Raw genomic sequence first — 26,093 nt, 5'->3', positions numbered from 1 at the left:
GCTTCCTACTGCCAGGCTGGCGTGGAGGAACCATAACGCACCGGCGGCTTCCGATAGCTGAGAGGGGTACCGTCAACAGAAAGTGGCGGCCCCACAAATCTGAGCTGCCCGTAGGGGCTGTCGGCAACAAAGTACTCTGGCTCCGGGAGCGGGGTCACAGGGATTCCGTGGTGGCTGGAAGACAGGGAGAAGAGTTCCTCAGCTGTCCGAGCCAAAGACAGCGTTGCTGATCCACCGGCGCCTGTCCTCACGCGGCCGGCGAGCAAAGTCAGCACTGCCGCCGCGAGCCCGTAACCCGTGGCGTGGTCCAGTGCCTGGACCGGGAGCACACCAGGTTTCCATCCGTCGTCGCCATGCTGTCCGTAAGTTACGGCGATCCCGCAGGCTGCCTGAACGAGGCTGTCAAAGCCACGCCTTTCCCGCCACGGCCCGCTGCCGCCCCAAGCGCTCAATGTGACCACCACAAGTTCCGGTCTGGCAATCAGCAGCGCGTCCCGGCCCAAACCGAATCTGTCCAGGACCCCGCTCCGGTATCCGGTGATCACCACATCCGCAGAGGAAACAAGACCATGGATAGCTGCCAGATCCCCGGTCTTCCTGAAATCAGCTTCGGTGCTGCGTTTGTCGAACCCGGCGTCGATGAACGCCTCCGGTAGCTCCGGAAGGAAAGGAGGATCGATCCGCAGGACATCAGCACCCAACGCCCCCAGAAAGCGTGTGGCAGTCGGTCCGGCGATGACCCGGGTCAGATCCAGCACCTTCAATCCGTCCAGCGGTTGGAGCGGGTTCCCGGAAGGCACCCACGAGGAGAGGGCCTGCCCCTTGGATTGATCAGGGTGAGGGGCGAGGCTGATCCAAGGCCCTGTGCTTGCCGCCGAATACATGTCGGAAGAAACCCACTCCTCACGGCTCCGGACAGCGGTGGCAACACCCCGGTGTGCCACGATCACCGCCTCGGCCTCCAGGGAGGTCATCGATGTCAAGGCACGGTCCACATCCTGCGGCATCGTGGCGGAGAGGGCTTCCATCAAGCGTGCCGCGTGATGTGGGTAATTGGCGTGGAGGCGGATCCAGCCGTCCGCAGTGCGCCGAAATCCGGATGACGGAGCGAAGCCCTGGGGCTTCCGGCCGGCAATCCGAAGGTGTCCCAGCGAATCAAAAGAAGCTGCAGTCAGCCCTGAGTCAACCGAATATCTCCCTGGAGAATCAGCCAGCACACTAAGCGCCGTTGCTGCGCTTTGAACCGAACCCAGCGCCAAGCCCTCTACATCCAGGGGGCCACCCCACCAACGACGCGAACCAGTACAGCTTGCCCGCCGTACATTGCGCAGGGCTTCCACCTCAGCCAAGCCGGCGGTCAGATCAGGGACTGATTCCATGGTGGACCTAGAGCCTGTTGACGTCCGTCACCCGCACCACCGCGGTGCCGGTCTCGTCCGACGCGGCCAAGTCCACCTCAGCGGAGATTCCCCAGTCGTGGTTTCCTCCCGGGTCATCGAAGATCTGGCGGACCTTCCAGGTTCCCGGTTCCTCGGTGATGATGAGCAATCCTGGGCCCCTGGCGTCGGGGCCGGTGCCGATGTCGTCATGTTCGTCGAAGTAGTCGTCCAGAACTTCTTCCCAGCGCCCTGCCTCCCAGCCGGCGTCGGCATCGAGTTCCCCCAATGCCGCAGAATCCTCATCTGCAAACAGTTCAACCCTGCGGAACATCTCGTTCCTGACCATGACCCGGAAAGCCCGGATATTCGCGGTCAGCAGCGGGGGTGGGGGCGGGGGAGCGTCATGGGGGGTCGGGGCAAGCCCTGACGTTAGTTCCTCCCACTCGTCCAGCAGGCTGGAATCCACCTGGCGTACCAGCTCGCCCAACCACGCAATAAGATCTTCAAGATCCTCTCGGAGGGAGTCCTGGGGAACTGTCTGCCTCAGCGCGCGGAAGCCGTCCGCCAGGTAGCGCAGGACGATGCCCTCCGAACGGGCCAATCCATAGAACTGTACAAACTCGCCAAAGTTCATGGCGCGCTCGTACATGTCCCGAATGATCGACTTCGGAGCAAGCTCAAAGTCGCCCACCCATGGCGCTGCCTTGCGGTAAACCTCAAAGGCCTCGCCAAGGATCTCCGCCAACGGCATGGGGTAGGTAACTTCGTCCAGCATGGCCATGCGCTGGTCATACTCAATACCGTCAGCCTTCATGGCAGCGACTGCTTCGCCCCGCGCCTTCTTCTGCTGCGCCGAGAGAATCTGGCGCGGCTTCTCAAGCGTCGATTCAATGACGGAGACAACATCCAAGGCATAGGAAGGAGACTCCGGATCAAGCAGCTCCAAGGCGGCCAGGGCAAAGGGGGAGAGCGGCTGGTTGAGGGCAAAGTTCGCCTGGAGATGAACAGTCAGACGAACGGAGCGTCCCTCGGCCTCCTGTTCCTCCTCCGGAATACGTTCCACCACACCGGCGGCCAGCAGTTCCCGGTAGATCCCCAAGGCCTTCTTCATCAGTCTGAGCTGCGCGGGGCGGCTCTCATGGTTCTCACTCAGAAGGCGCCGGGTGGCTTGGAAGGGGTCGCCCGGGCGTTCCATGAGGTTTAGCAGCATGGCGTGGGTGACGGTGAAACTGGACGTCAAGGGCTCGGGAACAGACTCGACGAGCCGTTTGAACGTGGGCTCGCCCCAGGACACGAATCCTTCCGGCGGCTTCTTCTTGACCACTTGGCGCAGTTTCTTCTGGTCATCGCCAAATTTGGCGGTGGCCTTGGCCATGGCCCTGGTGTTTTCCACCACGTGCTCCGGGGCCTGAACCACCACAGTGCCCGCGGTGTCGTAGCCTGCACGGCCCGCACGGCCCGCAATCTGGTGAAATTCCCGCGAGTTGAGAGACCTGGTGCGTACGCCGTCGTATTTACTTAACGCCGTCAACAGCACTGTGCGGATGGGCACGTTGATGCCCACCCCCAAAGTATCGGTGCCACAGATGACTTTCAGGAGGCCGGCCTGCGCGAGCTGCTCCACCAGGCGGCGGTACTTGGGCAGCATGCCGGCGTGGTGGACGCCAATGCCGTGCCGTACAAGCCTGTTCAGCGTCTTTCCGAATCCAGCGGCGAACCGGAATCCCGCAATCAACTCAGCAATCCGGTCCTTTTCGGCACGGCTGCACATGTTGATGCTCATGAGATTCTGGGCACGCTCAATGGCTTCAGCTTGGCTGAAGTGGACCACGTAAACAGGAACCTGTTTGGTGGAAAGCAGTTCTTCCAACGTCTCGTGAACCGGCGTCAGGTGGTAGTAGTAATGCAGCGGAATGGGACGCTCCGCGGAACTCACAGTCGTGGTGGTACGGCCTGTCAATGCTGTCAGACCGGTCTCGAACCGGGAGACATCGCCGAGTGTGGCCGACATCAACAAGAACTGCGCTTGGGGAAGTTCCAGGAGCGGCACCTGCCATGCCCATCCGCGCTGGGGGTCTGAGTAGAAGTGGAACTCGTCCATGATCACGGAGCCAAGCTCTGCCTCAGAGCCCTCGCGAAGTGCGATGTTGGCGAGGATTTCCGCCGTGCAGCAAATGATGGGCGCATCCTGGTTGACACCGGAATCACCAGTGATCATGCCAACGTTTTCGGCGCCAAAGATCTCGCAGAGCGCAAAGAACTTTTCGGAGACCAGAGCCTTGATGGGGGCGGTGTAGTAGCTTCGCTGGCCGCGTGCCATGGCTTCGAAGTGCGCTGCGATTGCTACCAAGGACTTGCCGGAGCCCGTGGGGGTGGCAAGGATGACGTTGGCGCCGGAAGCGAGTTCCATGATGGCCTCGTCCTGCGCCGGGTAGAGCTGCAGCCCGCGGCTCTCGGTCCACTCCACGAACCGTGTGTAGATTTCGTCCGGGTCCAGGGGACCGGTGGCGGTGGAACCGGGGAGCTGCTCAAGAAGTTTCATTGGTTTCAGCTTAGTGCCCGGACGGATTAGGCTCAGCCCAGCAAGCATGCCAGGCGCGAGGAGGCTTTCAATGAAATGGGATCCGTCCAAATACGTGGAGTTCGGCAACCATCGGGACAGGCCATTCCATGACCTCGTTGCCAGGGTGCGGTCCGTCCAACCGGGCAGGGTGGTTGACCTCGGCTGCGGCCCGGGAAACCTGACGGCAACCCTTGCCGAGCGTTGGCCGGAAGCCCGCATTGTGGGCATCGATTCGTCGGCGGAAATGCTGCTGAAGGCCGAATCCGCTCGGCAGGATTCGCTCGAACAGCAGGTATCTCCTGAGCAGTCCCGCGATCAGAAGACGGCCAGCCTGACCTTCGAATTGGGCGACATTGCTGAGTGGCATCCGGATGCGGACACAGACGTGGTGGTCACCAACGCCGCCCTCCAATGGGTTCCGGGGCACCAGGACATGCTGGCCGGTTGGCTTCGCGACCTCAAACCGGGTGCGTGGTTTGCCCTGCAAGTTCCGGGGAACTTCACGTCGCCGTCCCACACACTCATGCGGAGATTGGCCGAATCCCCTGAGTGGTCCGGGCGACTGGGCGGCGTGCTAAGGCACGATGACGCGGTGGGCAGTCCTGCGGACTACCTGGGCATCATGCTCGACGCCGGATGTTCAGCAGACGCGTGGGAGACCACCTACCACCAGGTGCTGCAGGGTGAGGACCCGGTGCTGGAGTGGGTCCGCGGCACGGGCCTTCGTCCGGTATTGGCAGCCCTCACTGCGGAAGAGGCTGCGGATTTCGAAGGTGAGTATTCGGCACTTTTGCGTGAGGCCTACCCGTCAACGAGCCACGGAACGGTCTTCCCGTTCCGGCGCATTTTCGCTGTAGCCCAAAAGCCCGCATGATGCGCCGGGGCTCTTCGCCGCGCGTAGCATTCACCTTCCAGCATCGTGACGGCTTGTCCCATTCCGGCGTCGCTGGTCTAATTCTCGGCATGGACCAAGGACGCTTCGAACAACAGATGCCGCGGGTTGAGCGGTCAGCGGGCCGGAGTACGCCGTGACTCCCACAGGAGATTTTCCGGGCAATTGGCGCCCCAACACCGGCAGCGCTGTGGCGCTCTTTGAACAGTTGAGATTGCGGATCATTGAACTCGTGGATGCCGGAGCACTGGCCGTTGGGGCAAAGCTCCCTCCTGTTCGCAACTTAGCCGGGGTATTGGACGTCGCACCCCACACGGTGGCCCGTGCCTACAAGGAGTTGGAGGCAGCGGGCGTCGTAGCGACTCGAGGACGCAACGGCACCGTGGTCTGCGCACGGGATGACCGCTGGGGAGCTCTGGCAGGGGTCGCTGCTGAATACGCCGCCGCCTCGAAGGCCCAAGGAGCTTCTTTCGCCGAAGCCGTACAGCTTCTTGCTGCGGCCTACGACGCCGACTGATACCGATCAGTAGCGTGTGAGGCACGACATGGAAATTCGAAGAAGTTTTCGATTAGCATTGGTAGGTGCCCAAAGCCTTAGCTGAAGATACCGCCATGGACGCCCTGAACAGCGTCCCCGCCCTTTCCGATACCAAAACCGTCAAGCCGGATCTTTCCCGCTTGGTGGTCAAGGGTGCTCGGGAACACAATCTGCGTAACGTGGACCTCGATCTCCCGCGCGACGCCATGATCGTGTTCACCGGACTCTCCGGCTCGGGCAAGTCGTCCCTGGCTTTCGACACCATCTTCGCCGAAGGCCAGCGCCGCTATGTGGAGTCCTTGTCCGCCTACGCCCGCCAGTTCCTTGGCCAGGTGGACAAGCCGGATGTCGATTTCATCGAGGGTCTTTCTCCCGCCGTATCCATTGACCAGAAGTCCACCAGCAAGAATCCGCGTTCCACGGTGGGCACCATCACCGAAATTTACGACTATATGCGTTTGCTGTGGGCGCGCGTGGGCCGTCCGCACTGTCCTGTTTGTGGCGAGCCCATCGCCCGGCAGACGCCGCAACAGATCGTGGATCAACTCCTTGAGTTGGATCCGGGCACTCGATTCCAGGTCCTGGCCCCCGTCGTCCGAGGGCGCAAGGGTGAATTTGTCGATCTTTTCAAGGAACTGACTGCCAAGGGCTATTCCCGCGCCCGTGTAGACGGCGAGCTTGTTCAGCTCAGCGATCCGCCCAAGCTCGGCAAGCAGTTCAAGCACACCATTGAAGTTGTGGTGGACCGCCTGGTGGTCAAGGACGAGATCAGCCAACGCCTCACTGATTCCGTGGAAACAGCCCTGGGCCTTGCCGAAGGCCGCGTGCTGGTGGAATTCGTGGACCTCGATGCCGAGGATCCTGCGCGCATTCGCGCCTTCTCAGAGAACCTGGCGTGCCCCAACGAGCACCCGTTGGCCATCGACGAGATCGAGCCCCGTTCATTCTCCTTCAACAACCCCTTCGGCGCCTGCTCTGCCTGCAGTGGAATCGGCACCAGGCTGGAAGTGGATGAAGAGCTGATCGTCCCCAATCCGGAGCTCTCCCTCGGCGAAGGCGCCATTGCCCCGTGGGCCCTCGGTACGGCCACTACAGAGTACTGGAACCGGCTCCTCGAGGGTCTGGCCCACGAACTTGGCTTCTCCATGAAAACCTCCTGGGAGAAACTACCCAAGGACGTCAGGAACACGGTGCTTCATGGCAAGGACCACAAGGTTGTTGTTCAGTACAAGAACCGCTTCGGCCGTGAGCGTAAGTACAGCACCGGCTTTGAGGGTGCCATCCAGTACGTTCACCGCAAGCACGGGGAAACAGACTCCGACTGGGCCCGCGACCGGTACGAAGAGTACATGCGCCAGATTCCCTGCCCCGAGTGCAACGGTGCCCGCCTGAACCCGGCTTCACTGTCCGTGCTCATCAACGGAAAGTCGATCGCCCAAGTTGCGGCACTGCCCATGCGGGAGTGCGCGGAGTTCCTGGGGAGCCTTACCCTGACCAACAGGGAAGCCCAGATTGCCAACCAGGTCCTGAAAGAGATCCAGGCCCGCCTGACCTTCCTCTTGGACGTCGGCCTGGAGTACTTGAACCTGGAACGCCCCTCGGGAACCTTGTCCGGCGGCGAGGCTCAGCGCATCCGTTTGGCCACCCAAATAGGTTCCGGCCTGGTGGGTGTCCTCTACGTGTTGGATGAGCCTTCCATTGGCCTGCACCAGCGTGACAATCGGCGGCTCATCGAGACACTCACCCGGCTCCGGGATCTCGGCAACACACTGATTGTGGTGGAGCACGACGAAGACACCATCCACGAGGCCGACTGGGTGGTGGACATCGGACCAGGCGCCGGCGAACACGGCGGCCAGGTGGTGCACTCCGGTACCTACAAGGAGCTCCTGGAGAACACCAACTCGCTGACGGGTGACTACCTGTCCGGACGCCGCAAGATCGATGTGCCCACCAAACGCCGCAAGTATGACAAAAAGCGTGAGCTCAAGGTTGTTGGTGCCAGGGAGAACAACCTCAACAACGTTGACGCCACCTTCCCCTTGGGACTTTTCACAGCGGTGACCGGCGTCAGTGGTTCCGGTAAGTCCACATTGGTGAACGAAATCCTGTATAAGGTCCTCGCCAACAAACTCAACGGAGCCAAGCAGGTTGCAGGACGTCACCGTACGGTGGCTGGCCTCGAGCACCTGGACAAGGTGGTCCACGTTGATCAAAGCCCCATCGGCCGCACCCCCCGGTCCAACCCGGCCACCTACACCGGCGTCTTCGACAACATCCGGAAACTCTTCGCTGAGACCACCGAAGCCAAGGTACGCGGTTACCAGCCGGGACGCTTCTCCTTCAACGTCAAGGGCGGGCGCTGTGAGGCCTGCTCAGGCGACGGCACGTTGAAGATCGAGATGAACTTCCTGCCGGATGTTTATGTTCCTTGCGAGGTTTGCCACGGCGCCAGGTACAACCGGGAAACCCTTGAAGTTCACTACAAGGGCAAGACCATTGCCGACGTCCTCAACATGCCCATCGAGGAAGGCGCCGAATTCTTCGCTGCCTTCACTCCCATCGCACGTCATTTGAACACCTTGGTGGATGTGGGCCTTGGCTACGTCAGGCTCGGCCAACCCGCAACCACCCTGTCCGGCGGCGAGGCCCAGCGCGTAAAGCTGGCAGCCGAGCTTCAGAAGCGCTCCAATGGCCGCAGCATTTACGTCCTTGATGAGCCCACCACGGGCCTGCACTTTGAGGACATCCGTAAGCTGCTCATGGTTCTTCAGGGCCTGGTGGACAAGGGCAACACAGTGATCACCATTGAGCACAACCTGGATGTCATCAAGTCCGCGGACTGGATTGTGGACCTCGGTCCAAATGGTGGCTCGGGCGGCGGAAAGATCGTAGCCACCGGAACTCCGGAACAGGTGGCCAAATCAACTGACAGCCATACAGCGACCTTCCTGGCTGAGATTCTCGGATAGTTGCTCACGGGTGGCCTGAGGGCCGCCGAAGGAATATCTCCGCCACCCTGGAAGTATTCCGGTAGCGGCATGCGAGTTTCAGGCATGCCGCTACTCGTGAGAAACTAACCCGGTGACTCAAACAACGGTGCCCGTAATATTCGATCTGGACGGCACCCTTGTCGATCCTGCCGGCGGTATCACGGGAGGTATTTCTGCGGCCCTCCGGGAAATGGACCTCCCTGTTCCGGAGCAAGCCGTGTTGAATTCCATGGTGGGCCCCAAACTCAGCGATTCCCTCCTGCATTTGGCGAACGTCCCCAGCGAAATGGTGGATGAAACCATCGAGCGGTACCGGCGCCATTACAAGGAAACCGGTATTGGCCAGAGCAAGCTGTACCCGGGAATCTTCGACCTCCTGGAATTCTTCGCCGAGACCGGAAGGCCAGTGGCGGTCGCAACACAGAAGCCGCAGTCGATCGCACGCCTCGTGCTGGAGCATCACAAAATTGCTGACTTCTTCGTCTCCATACGTGGAGCGGCAGTTGACGAATCCCTGGGGGCCAATACAGCGCCGGGCAAGGTTGAGATCGTCGGGGCGGCTTTGAAGGACCTTCATTCCCAGCCTGCCGTCATGGTAGGGGACAGGCACCAGGATGTCGTCGGCGCATTGGCCAACGGGCTGGACTGCATCGGGGTCAGTTGGGGATTCGCGCCCGAAGGTGAACTTGAGGAAGCCGGAGCAGTGGCCGTTGTGGCCACTGCACTTGAGCTGCGCACCAAAATTGAAGAACTTGACGCTGTCCGTACGGCAGCCCTGAGCGAGGTACAAAACGATGGCAGTCTTTGATGCGATCCGGTGGACAACCCGTGGCCTGATTTCTTCCACGTGCCGGCCTACGGTTATTGGGCTGGAGAACGTTCCCAAGGAGGGGCCCTTCATCGTGGCCCCCAACCATCTCTCCTTCCTGGACAGCGTCATCGTTCAGGCCCTGATGCCCCGACCGGTCGCTTTTTTTGCCAAAGCCGAATACTTCACCACCAAGGGCGTCAAGGGTGCCGTGATGAAGTCGTTTTTCGAGGCCGTGGGTTCCATTCCCGTTGAGCGTGGCGAACAGGCTGCCAGCGTGCAAGCGCTTAAAACACTCCTGGACATCCTGGAATCCGGCAAGGGCATTGGTATATACCCTGAAGGCACCCGGTCCCGGGACGGCATTCTGTACCGTGGCAGGACGGGCGTGGGTTGGCTTGCGCTCACCACCGGTGCTCCGGTGATCCCGGTGGGGTTGATTGGCACCGAGAAATTGCAGCCTGCGGACAAGAACGCCGTCCGCCCGCAGCACTTCACCATGAAGGTGGGCGAGCCCCTCTACTTCGATAAGACCGGCCCGGACCATTCACTGCCGGCACGGCGCGAAGTCACTGACAAAATCATGGATGCCATTGCAGTCCTCAGCGGCCAGGAACGGTCCACCAGCTACAACCAGAGCAAGTCTGTCGACTAAGTTTCGGAACGGAACAGGCAGTGTCCGTGCGCACCGTGGCAATGAGTGTCGTTCCGGTTCACTAGACTGGAATTGTGGCAGATCCAGCAAGTTACCGGCCCCAAACGGGTGAAATTCCCACCACCCCAGGCGTCTATCGTTTCCGTGACCCCCATGGTCGCGTTATCTATGTGGGCAAGGCAAAAAACCTCCGCTCGAGGCTGAACTCCTATTTCGCCAACCCTGCGGGCCTCCTTCCCAAGACCCATGCAATGGTTCACGCCGCCAGCAGCGTTGAATGGACCATGGTGGCCAGCGAGCTGGAGTCATTGCAGCTGGAATACACCTGGATCAAGGAATTCAAGCCACGGTTCAATGTGGTGTTCCGGGATGACAAAACTTACCCCTACCTCGCGGTCACCATGGGAGAGAAATACCCCAGGGTGCAGGTCATGCGCGGGGAACGAAGGAAAGGGACCAGGTACTTTGGTCCTTACACTGCCGGTGCCATCAGGGAAACCATGGACACTCTCCTGCGGGTTTTCCCCGTGCGGAGTTGCAGCGCAGGCGTCTTCAAGCGTGCGGAGTCCAGCGGACGGCCCTGCCTACTGGGTTACATCGACAAATGTTCGGCACCCTGCGTCGGGCGCGTTACCCCGGAAGAACACCGCGGGCTCGCAGAGGATTTCTGTTCCTTCATGGGCGGCGAGGCCAAACGCTTCATAAGCCGTCTGGAAAAGGAGATGTCCGCCGCCGTTGCCGAGCTGGACTACGAGCGCGCAGCCGGACTCAGGGATGACATCATCGCGCTCCGGAAGGTCTTTGAACGCAACGCAGTGGTTCTTGCGGAAGACACCGACGCGGACGTCTTCGCCCTGCACGAGGACGAACTCGAAGCGTCCGTCCAGGTGTTCCACGTTCGCGGTGGCCGCGTCCGCGGGCAGCGCGGCTGGGTGGTGGAAAAAGTGGAAGATGCCACGACCCCGGAACTCATCGAACATTTGCTGCAGCAGGTCTACGGAGAAGACAGCGAAGTTCAGGGCCGGATTCCCCGGGAGGTCTTGGTCCCGGAGAACCCCAGCAACCATGCCGAGCTGGGCGAATGGCTGGCTGGCTTGCGCGGAGCAAGAGTGGACATCCGGGTCCCTCAGCGCGGTGACAAGGCCGCCTTGATGTCCACCGTGCGCGAGAATGCAGAGCAAGCATTGAAGCTGCACAAGACACGCCGCGCGGGAGACATTACCGTCCGGTCCATGGCCCTCCAGGAACTGCAGGAGGCTTTGGAGATTCCGGTTCCCCTGCTCAGGATCGAGTGCTTCGACATTTCCCACGTCCAAGGGACCAACGTAGTGGCCTCCATGGTGGTGGTGGAAGACGGTCTGCCCAAAAAGTCGGACTACCGGAAGTTCTCCATTACCGGCGCGGCGGCAGCAGACGACACCGCCGCCATGCACGATGTCCTTACCCGTCGGTTCAGGCACTACCTGAACGACAAAGCCGCCCAAGTCCCCATCATTTCCGGCGAAATCATCAACCCGACGCGAAGTGGTGCCAAGACCACCACTGACGCGCCGACGTCGGACCCTGACGTTCCCGCCCCGAAGGCCAAGTTCGCCTACCCGCCCAACCTGGTGGTGGTGGACGGCGGGCAGCCTCAGGTTAACGCGGCGGCCCGCGCCCTGGCGGAGCTGGGCATTGATGACGTCTACGTGGTGGGTCTGGCTAAACGGCTCGAGGAAGTCTGGCTGCCTGACAGCGACTTCCCCGTGATCCTGCCCCGAACGTCGCAAGGTTTATATCTGCTGCAAAGGATCCGTGACGAAGCCCACCGATTCGCCATCACCTTCCACCGCCAGAAGCGCGGCAAAGCCATGACAGTTTCTGTCCTGGACGGCGTTCCTGGCTTGGGTGAGGCGAAACGCAAGGCCTTGGTGGCACATTTTGGTTCGCTCAAGAAGATCAAGGCCGCGTCAGTGGAGGAGCTCACCTCCGCCAAGGGCATCGGGCCGGCGTTGGCTGCCGCAGTGTCCCAACACCTTGGTGCTTCCGCGGACGCGGGTGAAACGGCACCGGCAGTGAACATGACCACCGGCGAAATCCTTGAATCTTAGTTAGGGTAAGAACCTGGCCGGTCGGCGCAGGTGAGCTGCTGGCCGTCTGAAACCGGCTGCTTGAACCACGGCGACTCAGGCGCCGACCACGATCTTTGAATGACCACTTCCTACGAAACGGGGACAACTGATGGATGAGGCTACGGCAGGGTCCGGCACGGAGGACGGCCTGACGCCCGTCAAACCACCAGAGGCAGAGCTGTTGGTGGTTACCGGCATGTCGGGCGCCGGACGCAGCACCGCCTCGGATGCTTTGGAGGACCACGGTTGGTACGTTGTAGACAACCTTCCTCCGCAGATGCTGGGGACTTTGGCCGAAATTGTGTCTCATGCGCCCAAGTCGATTCCCAAGCTGGCCGTCGTGGTGGACGTTCGGAGCAAGGACCTCTTCACGGACATCCAGACTGCGTTGGGAGCCCTGAGCGCGAGCGGCATCACTTTCCGGGTGCTCTTCCTCGACGCCAACGACGACGTCCTGGTCCGCCGTTTCGAGCAGGGGCGTCGCCCGCACCCGCTGCAGGGCGGCGGGAGGATCCTGGACGGCATCGGGATCGAGCGCGAAGTACTGCGGGAACTGCGCGAACACGCCGACGTCGTCCTGGACACCTCGGACTTCAACGTCCATGGCCTGGCCACTGCCATCACGGAATTGTTCAGCGATACAGGGCCAGTAACACTTCGCCTGAATGTCATGAGCTTTGGTTTCAAGTACGGGCTGCCCGTGGACGCAAACTTTGTTGCCGACGCCCGCTTCATTCCCAACCCGCACTGGGTTCCCCAGCTCCGGCCGCATACCGGCCTGGATGAAGACGTCAGTGACTATGTCCTCGGCGCGGCGGGTGTCCAGGAGTTCGTGGACCGCTATGTCCGGGCATTGGAGCCCGTTCTGGACGGCTACCGCCAAGAGAACAAGCACTACGCCACCCTGGCTGTGGGCTGCACAGGTGGCAAACACCGTTCGGTGGCGGTCACCATGGAACTGTCCAAGCGCCTGGCGCAATACCCGCGCGTCACCGTGACCACCACCCACCGCGACCTGGGACGCGAATAGTGGGAGTTCTGACAGGGCCTTTGCCACTCATCCCGCCCAAGGGTGTTCCCGGCAGTCAGCAGAAGAAGAGCCCCTCCGTGGTCGCTTTGGGAGGCGGTCATGGCCTGGCGGCTTCGTTGTCCGCCCTTCGACTCCTCACCTCGGAGCTGACGGCAATCGTCACAGTTGCTGACGACGGCGGCAGTTCCGGGCGTCTAAGGGACGAGTACGGCGTCCTCCCGCCCGGAGACCTGCGGATGGCGCTGAGCGCCCTGTGCGATGACACCGACTGGGGCCGGACGTGGCGGGACGTCATGCAACACCGTTTCGAAGCCGGTTCGGCTAAAGGCGGTTCACTGGACAACCATGCGATGGGCAACCTGCTCATCGTCACGCTCTGGGAACTGCTGGGGGACACCGTCGCTGGCCTGAAGTGGGCCGGAGCGCTGCTGGGTGCCCGCGGTCAAGTGCTCCCCATGTCCAGCGTTCCCCTCACCATTGAGGGCAAGGCCCGCGTGCAGTTGCCCGATGGCGGACATGAACTGCGGACGGTTCGGGGGCAGGCAAAATGTGCAGTTGCAGGAAAGCTGGAAGAAGTCAGGCTCCTGCCCGAAGCAGCTCCGGCCTGTACCGAGGCCCTCACGGCGATTGAGCTGGCTGATTGGGTCATCCTTGGCCCGGGTTCCTGGTACACCTCGGTTCTGCCGCACTTGCTGCTGCCTGAGCTTCGACGGGCCCTGGGTGACACCGCCGCCAAACGCTGCCTCACCATGAACCTGGATGTGGAAACCAAGGAAACCTCCGGCATGACAGCAGCGGACCACCTGGATGTCCTTCGCCGCTATGCACCTGAGTTCACGGTGGACGTGGTCTTGGCCGATCCTGCAGCTGTGCAGGATCTCAAGGCCTTTGAGAAGGCCGCTGCGATGATCGGCGCCGAAGTGGTGTTGGGTAGAGTAGGGGCGTCGAGGCGCCGCCCCGTCCATGATCCACTGCTGTTGGCAGCGGCGTACCACGATATTTTCGGGAACAGTTAGGAACACGCGATGGCACTTACTGCGTCGGTCAAGGACGAACTGTCCCGGCTGGACATCAAGAAATCTTCGGTCCGTAAGGCGGAAGTTTCGGCAATGCTGCGTTTTGCCGGCGGCCTGCACATTATTTCGGGACGGATCGTCATCGAGGCTGAGGTGGACCTCGCTTCAACGGCACGCCGCCTCCGGGCAGCGATTGCGGAAGTCTATGGGCATCAGAGCGAAATAATCGTTGTCTCCGGCGGAGGGTTGCGCCGGGGGAGCCGTTACGTCGTCCGCGTCGTACGTGACGGGGAGGCGCTTGCCCGCCAAACGGGCTTGCTGGATGGCCGTGGCCGCCCTGTCCGCGGCCTTCCGTCAGCTGTGGTGAACGGTTCCGCCGCAGATGCCGAGGCGGTGTGGCGGGGCGCTTTCCTTGCCCATGGCTCCTTGACTGAACCGGGCCGGTCTTCTTCCCTTGAGGTGACATGTCCCGGACCTGAATCAGCTCTGGCGTTGGTCGGTGCAGCCCGCCGCCTCGGGATCCAGGCCAAGGCGCGCGAAGTTCGCGGTGTTGACCGCGTGGTGATTCGCGACGGCGACACCATTGCTGCTCTCCTGACACGCATGGGCGCCCATGACGCCCTGATGGTCTGGGAAGAACGGCGGATGCGAAAAGAAGTCCGGGCCACCGCCAACAGGCTTGCCAACTTTGATGACGCCAATCTGCGCCGCTCGGCGCAAGCCGCTGTGGCAGCGGGCGCCCGGGTGGACCGCGCGTTGGAGATCCTGGGAGACGACGTCCCGGACCACCTCAAGTACGCGGGGGAGCTTCGGGTGGCCCATAAGCAGGCAAGCCTTGATGAACTCGGCCGACTGGCCGATCCGCCCATGACCAAGGACGCCATTGCCGGCCGTATCCGAAGGCTCCTGGCCATGGCGGACAAACGTGCTGTTGATTTGGGCATTCCCGGGACTGAGGCGAATGTGACTCCCGAAATGATGGACGAGTAGGGCGCACCCCTAGAATCGAGAAAGTGCGGAGGAAATACTGCGAGGCCACCGCGGGTTGTTCCCGGTGGAGGCAAGTGCAGTTTTCTTCGCCAAGGATTTCCGGCCGGCCCGCTGGCCGGATGAAATAACGAGAGTTACCAACCCGGACGTGAGTCCATTACATTGGAGGATTTCGTGACAGAGTACGTTCTGCCCGAGCTCGGCTACGACTACGCAGCACTCGAGCCGCACATTTCGGCAAAGATCATGGAGCTGCACCACAGCAAGCACCATGCTGCCTACGTTGCAGGCGCCAACAACGCGCTCAAGCAGCTGGCCGAAGCGCGCGAAAAGAATGATTTCGCCAACATCAACCGCCTCTCCAAGGACCTTGCGTTCCACACTGGCGGTCACATCAACCACTCCGTGTTCTGGAATAACATCTCCCCGGACGGCGGCGACAAGCCCGAAGGCGAACTCGCAGCCGCCATTGACGACGCCTTCGGCTCGTTCGATGCTTTCCGTGCACAGTTCAGCGCAGCTGCGCTGGGCCTGCAGGGTTCCGGCTGGGCGTTCCTGGCCTACGAGCCCATCGGTGGAAACCTGCTCATCGAGCAGCTTTACGATCAGCAGGGCAACGTGGCAGTGGGCACCACCCCGCTGCTGATGCTGGATATGTGGGAGCACGCCTTCTACCTGGACTACGTCAACGTCAAGGCTGACTACGTCAAGGCATTCTGGAACATCGTCAACTGGGCAGACGTCGCCAAGCGCTTCGAAGCTGCCCGCGCCAACGCTACGGGCCTCATCGTCCTCTAGTTGGTGAGTTCCGGTTCACGCAGATGTAATAAAAGTCACCTTTAGCGTGAATTCGGGCCAAATGCTCGAAAGCCTGCCTCCGCAGTTGCGGGGGCAGGCTTAGTTAAACGTAAGATGGATCACGGAAGGCGGTTAGCCTTCAGCAACGTGGCTGGTCGCCCTCCGATCTGATAATCACCTCTGCCCAAAGACGTGCGGGGTCTGTTAGTTGGAAATATTTGATCCGACTCACTAGGCGTGCTTGCAAGAGCACCAAGGAGATTGACACATAGTGACCACCCGTATTGGTATTAACGGCTTCGGCCGCATCGGCCGTAACTACTTCCGCGCAGCACTGGCCCAGGGCGCAGACCTTGAGATCGTTGCAGTGAACGACCTCACCAGCCCCGAGACGCTCGCCCACCTCCTGAAGTACGACTCCGTTGGTGGACGCCTCGCCCAGACCGTGGAAGTTGTCGATGGAAACCTAGTAGTCGACGGCAAGTCCATCAAGGTTCTTGCTGAGCGCGATCCCGCCAACCTCCCCTGGGGCGAGCTTGGCGTGGACATCGTCATCGAGTCCACCGGCTTCTTCACCAAGGCAGCGGCAGCGCAGAAGCACATCGACGCCGGAGCCAAGAAGGTCCTCATCTCGGCACCTGCCAGCGACGAAGACATCACCATCGTCATGGGCGTCAACCACGAGCTCTACGACCCCGCAGCGCACAACATCATCTCCAACGCATCCTGCACCACCAACTGCCTTGGCCCGCTGGCCAAGGTTGTCAACGACGCCTTCGGCATCGAGCGTGGCCTCATGACCACGGTCCACGCTTACACGGCTGACCAGAACCTGCAGGACGGCCCGCACGGCGACCTCCGCCGTGCACGCGCTGCCGCCATCAACATGGTTCCCACCTCCACCGGTGCAGCAAAGGCAATCGGCCTGGTCCTGCCGGAACTCAAGGGCAAGCTCGACGGCTACGCCATCCGCGTACCCGTGCCCACCGGCTCGGCAACGGACCTTACGGTCACGGTTTCGCGCGAAGTCACGGTTGAGGAAGTCAATGCCGCTGTGAAGGCTGCAGCAGAGTCCGAGCAGTGGGCCGGCATCCTGTCCTACACGGACGCCCCGATCGTCTCCTCGGACATCGTCGGAGACCCCGCTTCGTCCATCTTCGATTCCGGCCTTACCAAGGTCATCGGCAACCAGGTCAAGGTTGTTTCCTGGTATGACAACGAGTGGGGTTACTCCAACCGCCTCGTAGACCTCACGGAGCTCGTCGCATCCAAGCTGGGCTAGGGTAGACACATGACATCTCACACCCTCAACGAACTCATCGCTGAAGGTGTCCGCGGGCGGTACATTCTGGTCAGAAGTGACCTGAATGTGCCGCTCGACGGCTCTGCAGTGACCGACGACGGCCGTATCAAGGCCTCCCTCCCGGTCCTCAAGAAGCTCTCGGACGCCGGTGCCCGTGTGCTCGTAACTGCCCACCTCGGCCGCCCCAAGGGTGCTCCCGAGGACAAGTACTCCCTGCAGCCTGCTGCGGCCCGCCTGGCGGAGCTCGCGGACTTCAAAGTCCAACTGGCCAAAGATACTGTGGGGGACTCCGCCAAGGAGCTGGCAGCCGGTCTCCAGGACGGCGAAGTTCTCGTCTTGGAAAATGTTCGCTTCGACCCCCGCGAAACCAGCAAGGATGACGCCGAGCGCGGCGCGTTCGCTGATGAGTTGGTTTCCCTCACCGGAGCCAACGGCGCATTCGTCGATGACGCCTTTGGGGCTGTCCACCGGAAGCACGCCAGCGTCTTTGATGTCGCTACCCGCCTGCCTTCCTACCTGGGCGATCTTGTGCACACAGAGGTGGAGGTTCTCCGGAAGCTCACCACTGATACCCAGCGTCCCTACGTGGTGGTTCTTGGCGGCTCCAAGGTTTCGGACAAGCTGGCAGTCATTGACAACCTGCTGGGCAAGGCTGACACCATCCTTGTGGGCGGTGGCATGCTCTTCACCTTCCTGGCAGCAGCTGGACACAAGGTGGCGGGCAGCCTCCTCGAGGAAGACCAGATTCCGGTTGTCCAGGATTACCTCAAACGCTCGTCCGAGGCCGGTACGGCGTTCGTGATCCCCACAGACGTGGTGGTCGCCAGCCGTTTCGCCCCTGATGCCGAGCACGAGGTCGTCAAGGCAGACGCCATTGAGGACAGCCGTTTCGGTGCTTCCGGAATTGGCCTTGATATCGGCCCGGAATCAGCCTCGGCATTCGCAGCCCAGATCGAAGGGGCCAAGACAGTGTTCTGGAACGGCCCCATGGGTGTCTTCGAATTCGAAGCCTTCTCCAGCGGTACCCGAGCCATCGCGCAAGCCTTGACGGAAACAGGCGCCTTCACCGTGGTTGGCGGTGGCGACTCCGCTGCAGCCGTCCGCACGCTCGGCTTCGAGGATTCGCAGTTCGGCCACATCTCCACCGGAGGCGGTGCCAGCTTGGAATACCTTGAAGGCAAGGAACTTCCTGGCCTGAGCGTCCTGGACCGCTAAACATCAACCGACCGGCAGGGCGCACCTGCGTCCTGCCGGTCGTTCCATATCTCAACGCATTCTTTGGAGTTCATGTGACTACCTCTGCCAACGGCAACTTCGTCCGCAAACCCTTCATCGCCGGCAACTGGAAGATGAACATGGACCACGTCCAGGGCATCACCTTGCTGCAGAAGCTGGCCTGGACACTGTCCGACGCCAAGCACGATTACAGCCGTACCGAGGTGGCAGTTTTTCCTCCGTTCACGGACCTCCGCGGTGTCCAGACGTTGGTTCAAGGTGATGAGCTGGACGTTGTCTACGGTGGCCAGGACCTGTCCCAGTTCGACTCCGGTGCCTACACGGGTGACATCTCCGGTCAGTTCCTGAGCAAGCTGGGATGCAGCTACGTCCTGGTGGGCCACAGTGAACGCCGCACCATCCACAACGAGACGGACGACGTCCTGAACGCCAAGGTCAAGGCCGCATTCCGTCACGGGGTCACTCCGGTACTCTGCGTCGGCGAGGGCCTGGAAATCCGCCAAGCCGGGACTCACGTAGAGCACACCTTGGCTCAGCTCCGCGCCGGTGTTGAAGGACTCACCGCTGAGCAAGCTGCTGAACTCGTTGTGGCCTACGAGCCCGTCTGGGCCATCGGCACCGGCGAGGTGGCAGGCCCGGAAGACGCACAGGAAATGTGTGCTGCCATCCGCGCCGAGCTTGCCGAACTCTTCGACGAGACCGTTGCTGCGAAGACGCGCCTTCTCTATGGTGGCTCCGTCAAGGCCAACAATGCTGCCGCCATCATGGCTGAAAGCGACGTTGATGGATTGCTTGTGGGTGGCGCCAGCCTGGACCCCGCTGAGTTTGCTAACATTGTCAGGTTCGAGAGCCACCTCGTCAAGGACTAGTCCGGCTCCCGTTTTCCGCTTCTTCGAAAGGCCGTCGTGGACGTTCTTCAAGTCATTCTGCAGATCCTGCTGGGCATCACCAGTCTTCTGCTGACGCTGCTCATCCTCCTGCATAAGGGACGTGGCGGTGGTTTGTCCGACATGTTCGGTGGCGGAATGAGTTCCGGGTTGAGTTCGTCCGGTGTAGCCGAGCGCAACCTGAACCGCTTCACCATCATTCTTGGCATTACGTGGGGCGCAGTGATCATCGGCTTGGGCCTGATCATGCGATTTACCTCAGGTGGCGACTCGTAGTCGTCCCGGGAAAGGGAGACTCCTTCTACAGGAGCCTCCCTTTTCTTTGCCCGTGGCACCCGGCGCTACTGCCGCCGTCGAGCCCCTCGCATTAGAATGACCCTGTTGGCCGTGAGGCCCGCAGGCCGTGACGGCCCACCACCGAGTCGCGAGGGGTTCGAAAATGGTTCATGGCACGCCTGGATATCAGGGCACCCGCGTAGGGGTGACCCAGGGTTCAACTCCACGGCATCAGAGCGACCATGGCCCCGGGCAACAACTGCCGCGTATTCGCGTCCCCTACTGGTGCGCCAAGGGACACGAAACGCGGCTTGTTTTTCTTAAGCTGCCTGATGAACAGATACCCCGGACCTGGGACTGCCCCAAATGTGGAGCCCCCGCAACACGGGATCCCGGAAACCCGGCCCCTCCAAGACCTGAAGATGAGATCTTCAAATCGCACTTGGATTACGTTAAAGAGAGACGCTCCAGCCAGGACGCCGAAGTTGTCTTGGCTGGAGCGCTGGATAGGTTACGCGCCCGCGGGGTCCTTCCGGACCAACTGCTGGGGGACTCGTGACGCAGCATTCTCATCAACGAGCCATAGGGTTCTGGCTCGCCCCACGGGTCCCGCTGCGGGGACCTGAACGGGGTTGGCGCCTGCCAGGGCCAAGCCCACTGCTCCGGCCTTGTCCTCGCCGGCAACAACCATCCAGATTTCCTGGGCGGTGTTGATGGCCGGAAGCGTCAACGAGATGCGCGACGACGGCGGCTTGGGCGAGTTCTCCACGCCCACCACAGTGCGGCTCTTCTCACGTACACCGGCCTGCTCCGGGAACAGCGAGGCCACATGGGCATCCGGCCCCACGCCAAGAAGAAGAATGTCGAAGCGGGGAAGAATGCCCGGCTGTTCGGGCCTGTCATCGGAGGTATCAGCCGAATGCTCGGCCTCAGCTGCGGACTTCAGTTCTTCCGCATAGGCAGCAGCAGCTTCGTCCGCTGTGCCGAACTCATCTGTGGACCCGGGTTCGTGAACACGCGCGGGATCCACCGCCAGATGAGCCAGCAAAGCCTGATGTGCCTGACGGGTGTTCCTGTCATCGCTGTCAGCGGCAACAAAACGCTCGTCACCCCACCAGAAGTTAACCCGCGACCAATCCACTGCAGGCGCCGCGGCGGAGTCGGCCACTGCCTTCAGGGTTCCAATACCAATAGTTCCGCCGGTGAGGACCACCGTCGCTTCACCGTGCTTGTCCTGGACATCCACGAGCTTGGTGATCAGACGTGCCGCAATGGCCGCCATCAACACCTTGGAATCGGGGTGGATGCTAACTCTTGGCTCAGCGTGCACTTGTCTGGACTCTCCTCTGGCTGGTAAGTGGAAGTCCCATCGTAATCACTTCTCCGAAGACTTCGTCGGGGTCGAGCCGGCGGAGTTCTTCGGCGAGGCAGTCTTTGAGGCTTCTGCGGGGGAGGGTGATGCGTTGTGCGGGCTGCCCGGGTTGGGTCAGTTCTGCCACGGACAAGCCGGGACGGAAGAGCTGGACGTCGCCGCTGGCACGCGTGAGCCTCACACGGCGGATGCCGGTACCTGCGGGGTCTGCCACAATCGTGACGGGCGCCTCCAGAGCCATGCTAAGCCAAGCTGCCAGCAGCAGTGTGCTGGGGGAGTCGGAAGCACCTTCCACGGCAATGGCGGAGACGGGGTCACTATCAACCTGGTCGAAGACCGCGGCGAGTTGCATGCGCCAGTTGGTTAGTCGGGTCCAGGCGAGGTCGGTGTCGCCGGCCTTGTAGGTGGCCCGGATGTTTTCCAGCGCGAGACGGGGGTCCGGTTCGTTCGCCGAATCGGTGATGCGGCGATGCGCGATACGGCCGATGGAGGTTTCACAGGCGCTTTCCGGGGCGCCGTGCGGCCACCACGCCACGATCGGCGCATCGGGCAGGAGCAGGGCCGCGACCAGGGACTCACTTTCGTGGGCCATGTGCCCGTGACCGCGCAGGACGATGACCTCCGAGGCGCCGGCGTCCCCGCCCACCCGGATCTGTGCGTCCAGACGGTCCGGGCCTTCCACCCCGGCATCGGCCAGGACAATGATCCGGCAGGGGTGTTCCCGGCTGGCTTCATTGGCTGCTTCGATGGCTTCTTCTTCCTGCCCGGACTTCGTCACCACCACCAATGTCAACACCCGCCCCAGCGCGATCACACCGCCTTGCTCACGCAGGGACATGATCTTCTTGGAGATCTTGGAAGTAGTGGTATCGGGAAGATCTACAATCATGGCCTTCTCCAGGTTCGTCCGTCACGGGCCAGCAGGGCATCGGCCGAAGCCGGCCCCCAACTGCCCGGAGCATACGGTTGGGGTTGTTCATCGAGCCCGGCCCAGTATTCCTCGAACGGATCAAGGATCTTCCAGGACAACTCCACTTCCTGATGCCGCGGGAACAGCGGCGGCTCACCCAGCAAAACATCCAGGATCAGCCGTTCGTAGGCTTCGGGGCTGGACTCGGTAAAGGAATGTCCGTAGCCGAAGTCCATGGTCACGTCACGGACTTCCATCTGCGTGCCCGGAACCTTGGACCCGAAACGGATCGTGGCGCCCTCATCGGGCTGGACACGGATCACCACCGCGTTCTGACCAAAATCGTCCTCCCCGTGGTCACGGAAGAGCAGGTTCGGCGCCCGCTTGAACACCACCGCGATCTCGGTGACACGACGGCCCAGGCGCTTGCCGGCCCGCAGGTAGAACGGCACACCATGCCAGCGGCGGGTGTTGATATCCACCCGGATCGCCGCGAACGTCTCCGTCTTCGAATCAGCCGGGATGCCGTCCTCATCCAGGTACCCGAGAACTTCCTCCCCGCCCTGCCACCCACCGGTGAACTGACCGCGCGCCGAGTGAGTGGACAGGTCCTCGGGGAGTTTGACCGCGGCGAGGACCTTTTCCTTCTCCGCCCGCAAATCATCGGCGTTGAAGGAGATGGGTTCTTCCATCGCCGTCAACGCCAGCAACTGGAGGAGGTGGTTCTGGATGACGTCGCGGGCAGCACCCACGCCGTCGTAATAGCCCGCACGCCCACCGGTGCCGATGTCCTCGGCCATGGTGATCTGGACATGGTCCACGTAATTGGCGTTCCAGAGCGGTTCGAACAACTGGTTCGCGAAGCGCAGCGCCAGGATGTTCTGCACCGTCTCCTTGCCCAGGTAGTGGTCGATCCGGAACACCGCATCAGCCGGGAACACCGACTCCACAATGTCGTTGAGCTGCCGGGCCGACTCAAGATCGTGCCCGAACGGCTTCTCGATGACCACGCGGCGCCACTGACCCGGCTTCGCCTGCGCCAGGCCGTGCTTGGACAGCTGCCGGCAGACCTGCTCGAACGCCTTGGGCGGGATGGACAGGTAAAAGCCATGGTTACCGCGGGTCCCGCGGGTCTCATCGAGCTCATCAAGGACATCACCGAGACGCTCGAAAGCGTCGTCGTCGTCGAACTCGCCCCGAACAAAGCGGATACCCGAAGCGAGCTGCTCCCACACCGCCTCATCAAACTTGGTCCGGGCGTGAGCCTTCACGTTCTCCTTGACCTCGGCCGCGAAATCGGCGTTGTCCCACTCACGGCGGCCGAAACCCACCAAAGCGAAGCTCGGCGGGAGCAAGCCACGGTTAGCGAGGTCATAGACCGCAGGCATAAGTTTCTTACGGGCGAGGTCGCCGGTGACTCCGAAGAACACCAACGACGACGGCCCGGCAATGCGGTTCAGGCGACGATCCCGCGGATCCCGCAAAGGATTCCGCAGACCGGCGTTCTTCCTGCCGTTTTCAGTTTCTGGCATGTTTGGTTCTGTGCCTTAGCTTTCGAGTGCGCTGGCCTGGCCGGCCAGCGCAGCGACGACTTCCTGGAGTTGTGCCACGCCTGCTGCACGTTCGGTGAGGTGCAGCCGCAGGACCGGGCGGCCATGGCCCTCAAGGACCTGGGCGTCGCCCGAAGCCTGGGCGGCAATCAGCTGGCCGAAGGTGAACGGACGCTCCGGGATCTCCAGATCAGTGGACGATGCCGCAGTGATCTGCAGGAAGACTCCAATTGCCGGTCCGCCCTTGTGGAACTGGCCGGTGGAGTGCAGGAAGCGAGGGCCCCAACCGAACGTCACCGGACGGCCGCTGACAGCTGCGAGTTCGTCCCGGATTCCTTCGAGCGGAGCGTGGGAGATGCGGTCCAAGTAAGCCTGGACGCTCAAGTAGCCGTCCGAACCCAGTTGGGCGAGCAATGCCTGCACAGCTTCCGAGGCAGTGGCTGCGGAGCCGAGCCACTCACCGCCACGAACTTCCACTTCGCCGTCCGTGAAGGCAGCCGGGGTGGGTTCGGGGCGGGCATCCAGCAGACCGCGCGCAGCCACCTTGGCGGCTTCGACGTCGGGCTGGTCAAACGGGTTGATGCCCAGGAGGCGACCGGCCACTGCCGTGGCAAACTCCCAGACGAACATCTGGGAAGGCAGCCCACCGGCAATTGCCACTTCATTATCGCGAAGTTCGACGTCGGCATCCGCGCCTACCAGCCGCACCACCAACACGTCCTCGGCCCCGTTCAGGGCTTCCGGGGAGTCAGGCCCGGCCACGACCGGCAGCACGCCAGTGCCCAGCTTGCCCGTGGATTCGGCGATGAGTTGCTCGGCCCAGTCGGCGAAACCGACAATGCCGGAGCCGTCTTCCGCGATGACAATCTTGTTGCGCAGCGGGCTGGTACCACCCAGGGCAATGCCAAGGGCCAGCCCGATGTTGTCCGCAGAGTCTTCGTTAAGGATCTCTGCGGCTTCTTCTGCCTCGTCCAGGAAAGCCTGGATGTCCACACCTGCGAGTCCGGAGGGGACCAGGCCGAAAGCGGTCAGTGCCGAGAAGCGTCCACCCACATTGGGGTCAGCGTTGAACACGGCGCGATAGCCTGCCTCGCGGGAAGCCTTGTCCAGCGGGGAGCCTGGGTCCGTGACGATAATGATGCGGCTCTTGGCGTCGATTCCGGCGTCGTTGAACGCCTTCTCGAACACCCGTCGCTGGGAATCAGTCTCAACGGTGGAACCCGACTTGGAGGAAACGACGATTGCCGTCTCCTCCAGCCGGTCGTTCAAAGCAGCGCTGACCTGTTCAGGGTCAGTGCTGTCAAGCACAGTCAGCTCGACGCCGGCGGTACCGGCAATAACCTCAGGAGCCAAGGAAGACCCACCCATGCCACAAAGGACAATGCGGGAAACGCCTTCGGCGCGGAGGGCATCACGAAGCTCCAGAATGTCCCCGACCAGTGCCTGGGACACGGTGGCGGCTTCTACCCAGCCAAGCCGGATCGCGGACTCAGACTCTGCATCCGGTCCCCACAACGTGTGGTCCTTGGCGAAAATCCGGGTAGCGATCTTCTCTTCGACCAAACCGTCAATATGCTGGGCGATTGCCTGCTGGGCGGCACCGCTGGCGTCGTAGCTGATTGTGCTCATAGTGGGTTAGGAAGCCTTCCGTGCGGTGACGAGTGCGCCTTCAACGTCGGCGAGGAGTTCCTTCCAAGAGCCCACAAACTTCTCAAGACCTTCGGTCTCGAGAAGGGTGACGACGTCGTTGTAGGAGACGCCGAGGGCTTCGAGGGCGTTGAGGGTCTCGTTCGCTTCGTCGTAGGTGCCGGTGATGGTGTCCCCGGTGACTACTCCGTGGTCGAACGTAGCGTCGAGCGTCTTTTCCGGCATGGTGTTGACCACGCCGGCCGCAACGAGCTCGGTCACGTAGAGGGTGTCCGGGTATGCCGGGTCCTTCACGCCGGTGGAGGCCCACAGGGGGCGCTGGGGGAGGGCGCCGGCTTCGGCGAGCACTGCCCAGCGTTCGGTGGAGAAGAGCTCTTCGTAGACCTGGTAAGCCAGGCGTGCGTTCGCAACGCCTGCCTTGCCCTTGAGTGCCTTGGCTTCGTCGGTGCCGATGGCGTCAAGGCGCTTGTCGATCTCGGAGTCCACGCGGGAGACGAAGAACGAAGCCACGGAGTGGATCTTGGAGAGGTCGTGGCCGTTCTCCTTGGCCTGCTCAAGGCCCGACTGGAAGGCGTTGATGACCGCGCGGTAGCGCTCAAGGGAGAAGATCAGCGTCACGTTGACGCTGATGCCCTCAGCCAGGGTTGCCGTGATGGCTTCGAGGCCTTCCAGGGTTGCCGGGATCTTGATGTGGACATTGTCCTTATTGACCTTGGCGTAGAGGTGCTTGGCCTCGGCGATGGTACCTGCGGTGTCCCAGGCAAGGCGGGGGTCCACCTCGATGGAGACACGGCCGTCCACGCCATTGGTTGCAGCTGCAACCGGTGCGAAGAGATCGCAGGCGTCGGCGACGTCAGTGGTGGTGATTTCGAAAATGGTCTCTTCGACGCTGGCGCCCGCCGCGGCCTGCGCTGCGATGGTGGCGTCGTAGTCCGTGCCGGAGGTGATGGCGGCGTGGAAGATGGACGGGTTGGTGGTTACGCCAACGACGTTCTTTTCGTCGATGAGCTTCTGCAGGGTGCCGGAATCGAGGCGGGTGCGGGAGAGGTCATCGAGCCAGATGGAAACGCCGGCGTCAGAGAGCTGCTGCGTGGGAGTGCTAGACATGTGTTTTTTCTCCTGTGAGAGGGAAGCAGACT

General features: G+C 61.9%; 22 protein-coding genes. 15 read left to right on the top strand and 7 right to left on the bottom strand.

The features are described from left to right. Positions 1 to 5: 5 nt before the first annotated feature. Together ACIQH5_RS01760 and ACIQH5_RS01755 are read right to left on the bottom strand one after the other, a co-directional pair. Positions 6 to 1,379: a CoA transferase gene (locus ACIQH5_RS01760; protein WP_400399718.1), complete on the bottom strand. Its 1,374-nt coding sequence runs from the start codon at positions 1,377 to 1,379 to the stop codon at positions 6 to 8. Positions 1,380 to 1,386: 7 nt separating this feature from the next. Beyond that, the gene (locus tag ACIQH5_RS01755) at positions 1,387 to 3,921 is read right to left on the bottom strand and encodes a DEAD/DEAH box helicase (RefSeq protein WP_400399716.1); all 2,535 of its coding nucleotides are present in this window, start codon (positions 3,919 to 3,921) and stop codon (positions 1,387 to 1,389) included. Positions 3,922 to 3,991: 70 nt separating this feature from the next. Between ACIQH5_RS01755 and ACIQH5_RS01750 the strand changes: the two genes are divergently transcribed. From ACIQH5_RS01750 to ACIQH5_RS01680, 15 genes are all read left to right on the top strand, one after another. Beyond that, positions 3,992 to 4,816, top strand: coding sequence for a trans-aconitate 2-methyltransferase (locus ACIQH5_RS01750; protein ID WP_400399714.1), 825 nt, complete (start codon positions 3,992 to 3,994; stop codon positions 4,814 to 4,816). 154 nt (positions 4,817 to 4,970) lie between these two features. Continuing rightward, a complete protein-coding gene (locus tag ACIQH5_RS01745) occupies positions 4,971 to 5,351 on the top strand; it encodes a GntR family transcriptional regulator (protein WP_024821008.1) in 381 nt (126 codons plus the stop codon). 65 nt (positions 5,352 to 5,416) lie between these two features. Beyond that, positions 5,417 to 8,344, top strand: a complete 2,928-nt coding sequence (gene uvrA, locus ACIQH5_RS01740; protein ID WP_400399712.1) for an excinuclease ABC subunit UvrA — start codon at positions 5,417 to 5,419, stop codon at positions 8,342 to 8,344. 112 nt (positions 8,345 to 8,456) lie between these two features. Further along, the gene (locus ACIQH5_RS01735) at positions 8,457 to 9,173 is read left to right on the top strand and encodes an HAD hydrolase-like protein (protein ID WP_400399710.1); all 717 of its coding nucleotides are present in this window, start codon (positions 8,457 to 8,459) and stop codon (positions 9,171 to 9,173) included. Further along, complete coding sequence (locus ACIQH5_RS01730) at positions 9,160 to 9,828, top strand: 1-acyl-sn-glycerol-3-phosphate acyltransferase (protein WP_062069713.1); 669 nt, start codon at positions 9,160 to 9,162, stop codon at positions 9,826 to 9,828. Before ACIQH5_RS01735 ends, ACIQH5_RS01730 begins: the two co-directional genes overlap by 14 nt. Positions 9,829 to 9,902: 74 nt before the next feature. Next, entirely contained in the window at positions 9,903 to 11,918 is a 2,016-nt protein-coding gene (gene uvrC, locus ACIQH5_RS01725; RefSeq protein ID WP_400399708.1) for an excinuclease ABC subunit UvrC, read from the top strand. 130 nt (positions 11,919 to 12,048) lie between these two features. Next, positions 12,049 to 12,969: an RNase adapter RapZ gene (gene rapZ / locus ACIQH5_RS01720; RefSeq protein ID WP_400399706.1), complete on the top strand. Its 921-nt coding sequence runs from the start codon at positions 12,049 to 12,051 to the stop codon at positions 12,967 to 12,969. Then, a complete protein-coding gene (gene yvcK, locus ACIQH5_RS01715) occupies positions 12,969 to 13,985 on the top strand; it encodes a uridine diphosphate-N-acetylglucosamine-binding protein YvcK (protein ID WP_400399704.1) in 1,017 nt (338 codons plus the stop codon). The genes rapZ and yvcK overlap by 1 nt, the downstream gene beginning before the upstream one ends. A 9-nt stretch (positions 13,986 to 13,994) precedes the next feature. Then, positions 13,995 to 14,975, top strand: a complete 981-nt coding sequence (gene whiA, locus ACIQH5_RS01710) for a DNA-binding protein WhiA (RefSeq protein WP_062069705.1) — start codon at positions 13,995 to 13,997, stop codon at positions 14,973 to 14,975. A 174-nt stretch (positions 14,976 to 15,149) separates the two neighbouring features. Next, a complete protein-coding gene (locus ACIQH5_RS01705; RefSeq protein WP_400399701.1) occupies positions 15,150 to 15,773 on the top strand; it encodes a superoxide dismutase in 624 nt (207 codons plus the stop codon). Between the two features lie 271 nt (positions 15,774 to 16,044). Continuing rightward, a complete protein-coding gene (gene gap, locus ACIQH5_RS01700; RefSeq protein ID WP_024821016.1) occupies positions 16,045 to 17,055 on the top strand; it encodes a type I glyceraldehyde-3-phosphate dehydrogenase in 1,011 nt (336 codons plus the stop codon). 9 nt (positions 17,056 to 17,064) lie between these two features. Beyond that, a complete protein-coding gene (locus ACIQH5_RS01695; protein WP_400399699.1) occupies positions 17,065 to 18,291 on the top strand; it encodes a phosphoglycerate kinase in 1,227 nt (408 codons plus the stop codon). Positions 18,292 to 18,365: 74 nt separating this feature from the next. Beyond that, a complete protein-coding gene (gene tpiA / locus ACIQH5_RS01690) occupies positions 18,366 to 19,181 on the top strand; it encodes a triose-phosphate isomerase (RefSeq protein ID WP_400399697.1) in 816 nt (271 codons plus the stop codon). Between the two features lie 36 nt (positions 19,182 to 19,217). Next, positions 19,218 to 19,475 carry a preprotein translocase subunit SecG gene (secG, locus tag ACIQH5_RS01685; protein WP_024821019.1) on the top strand — a complete coding sequence of 86 codons (258 nt, stop codon included), beginning with the start codon at positions 19,218 to 19,220 and terminating at the stop codon, positions 19,473 to 19,475. Between the two features lie 163 nt (positions 19,476 to 19,638). Further along, positions 19,639 to 20,034 carry an RNA polymerase-binding protein RbpA gene (locus ACIQH5_RS01680; protein WP_400399695.1) on the top strand — a complete coding sequence of 132 codons (396 nt, stop codon included), beginning with the start codon at positions 19,639 to 19,641 and terminating at the stop codon, positions 20,032 to 20,034. Here the strand turns inward: ACIQH5_RS01680 and pgl are convergent. Genes pgl through tal form a run of 5 tightly spaced genes read right to left on the bottom strand, consistent with a single transcriptional unit; the run spans position 19,987 to position 26,061 of the window. After that, a complete protein-coding gene (gene pgl / locus ACIQH5_RS01675) occupies positions 19,987 to 20,805 on the bottom strand; it encodes a 6-phosphogluconolactonase (RefSeq protein ID WP_400399693.1) in 819 nt (272 codons plus the stop codon). The genes ACIQH5_RS01680 and pgl overlap by 48 nt on opposite strands. After that, positions 20,795 to 21,736, bottom strand: coding sequence for a glucose-6-phosphate dehydrogenase assembly protein OpcA (locus tag ACIQH5_RS01670; protein WP_400399691.1), 942 nt, complete (start codon positions 21,734 to 21,736; stop codon positions 20,795 to 20,797). The genes pgl and ACIQH5_RS01670 overlap by 11 nt, the downstream gene beginning before the upstream one ends. Then, positions 21,733 to 23,289: a glucose-6-phosphate dehydrogenase gene (gene zwf, locus ACIQH5_RS01665; protein WP_400399689.1), complete on the bottom strand. Its 1,557-nt coding sequence runs from the start codon at positions 23,287 to 23,289 to the stop codon at positions 21,733 to 21,735. The genes ACIQH5_RS01670 and zwf overlap by 4 nt, the downstream gene beginning before the upstream one ends. 15 nt (positions 23,290 to 23,304) lie before the next feature. Continuing rightward, positions 23,305 to 24,936: a glucose-6-phosphate isomerase gene (locus ACIQH5_RS01660; protein WP_400399687.1), complete on the bottom strand. Its 1,632-nt coding sequence runs from the start codon at positions 24,934 to 24,936 to the stop codon at positions 23,305 to 23,307. 6 nt (positions 24,937 to 24,942) lie between these two features. Then, a complete protein-coding gene (gene tal, locus ACIQH5_RS01655) occupies positions 24,943 to 26,061 on the bottom strand; it encodes a transaldolase (protein ID WP_400399685.1) in 1,119 nt (372 codons plus the stop codon). Positions 26,062 to 26,093: the final 32 nt, after the last annotated feature.

It is taken from the genome of Paenarthrobacter sp. NPDC091711, assembly GCF_044756605.1.
GTDB lineage: Bacteria > Actinomycetota > Actinomycetes > Actinomycetales > Micrococcaceae > Arthrobacter.
This window is presented reverse-complemented; position numbering and strand designations above follow the sequence as displayed.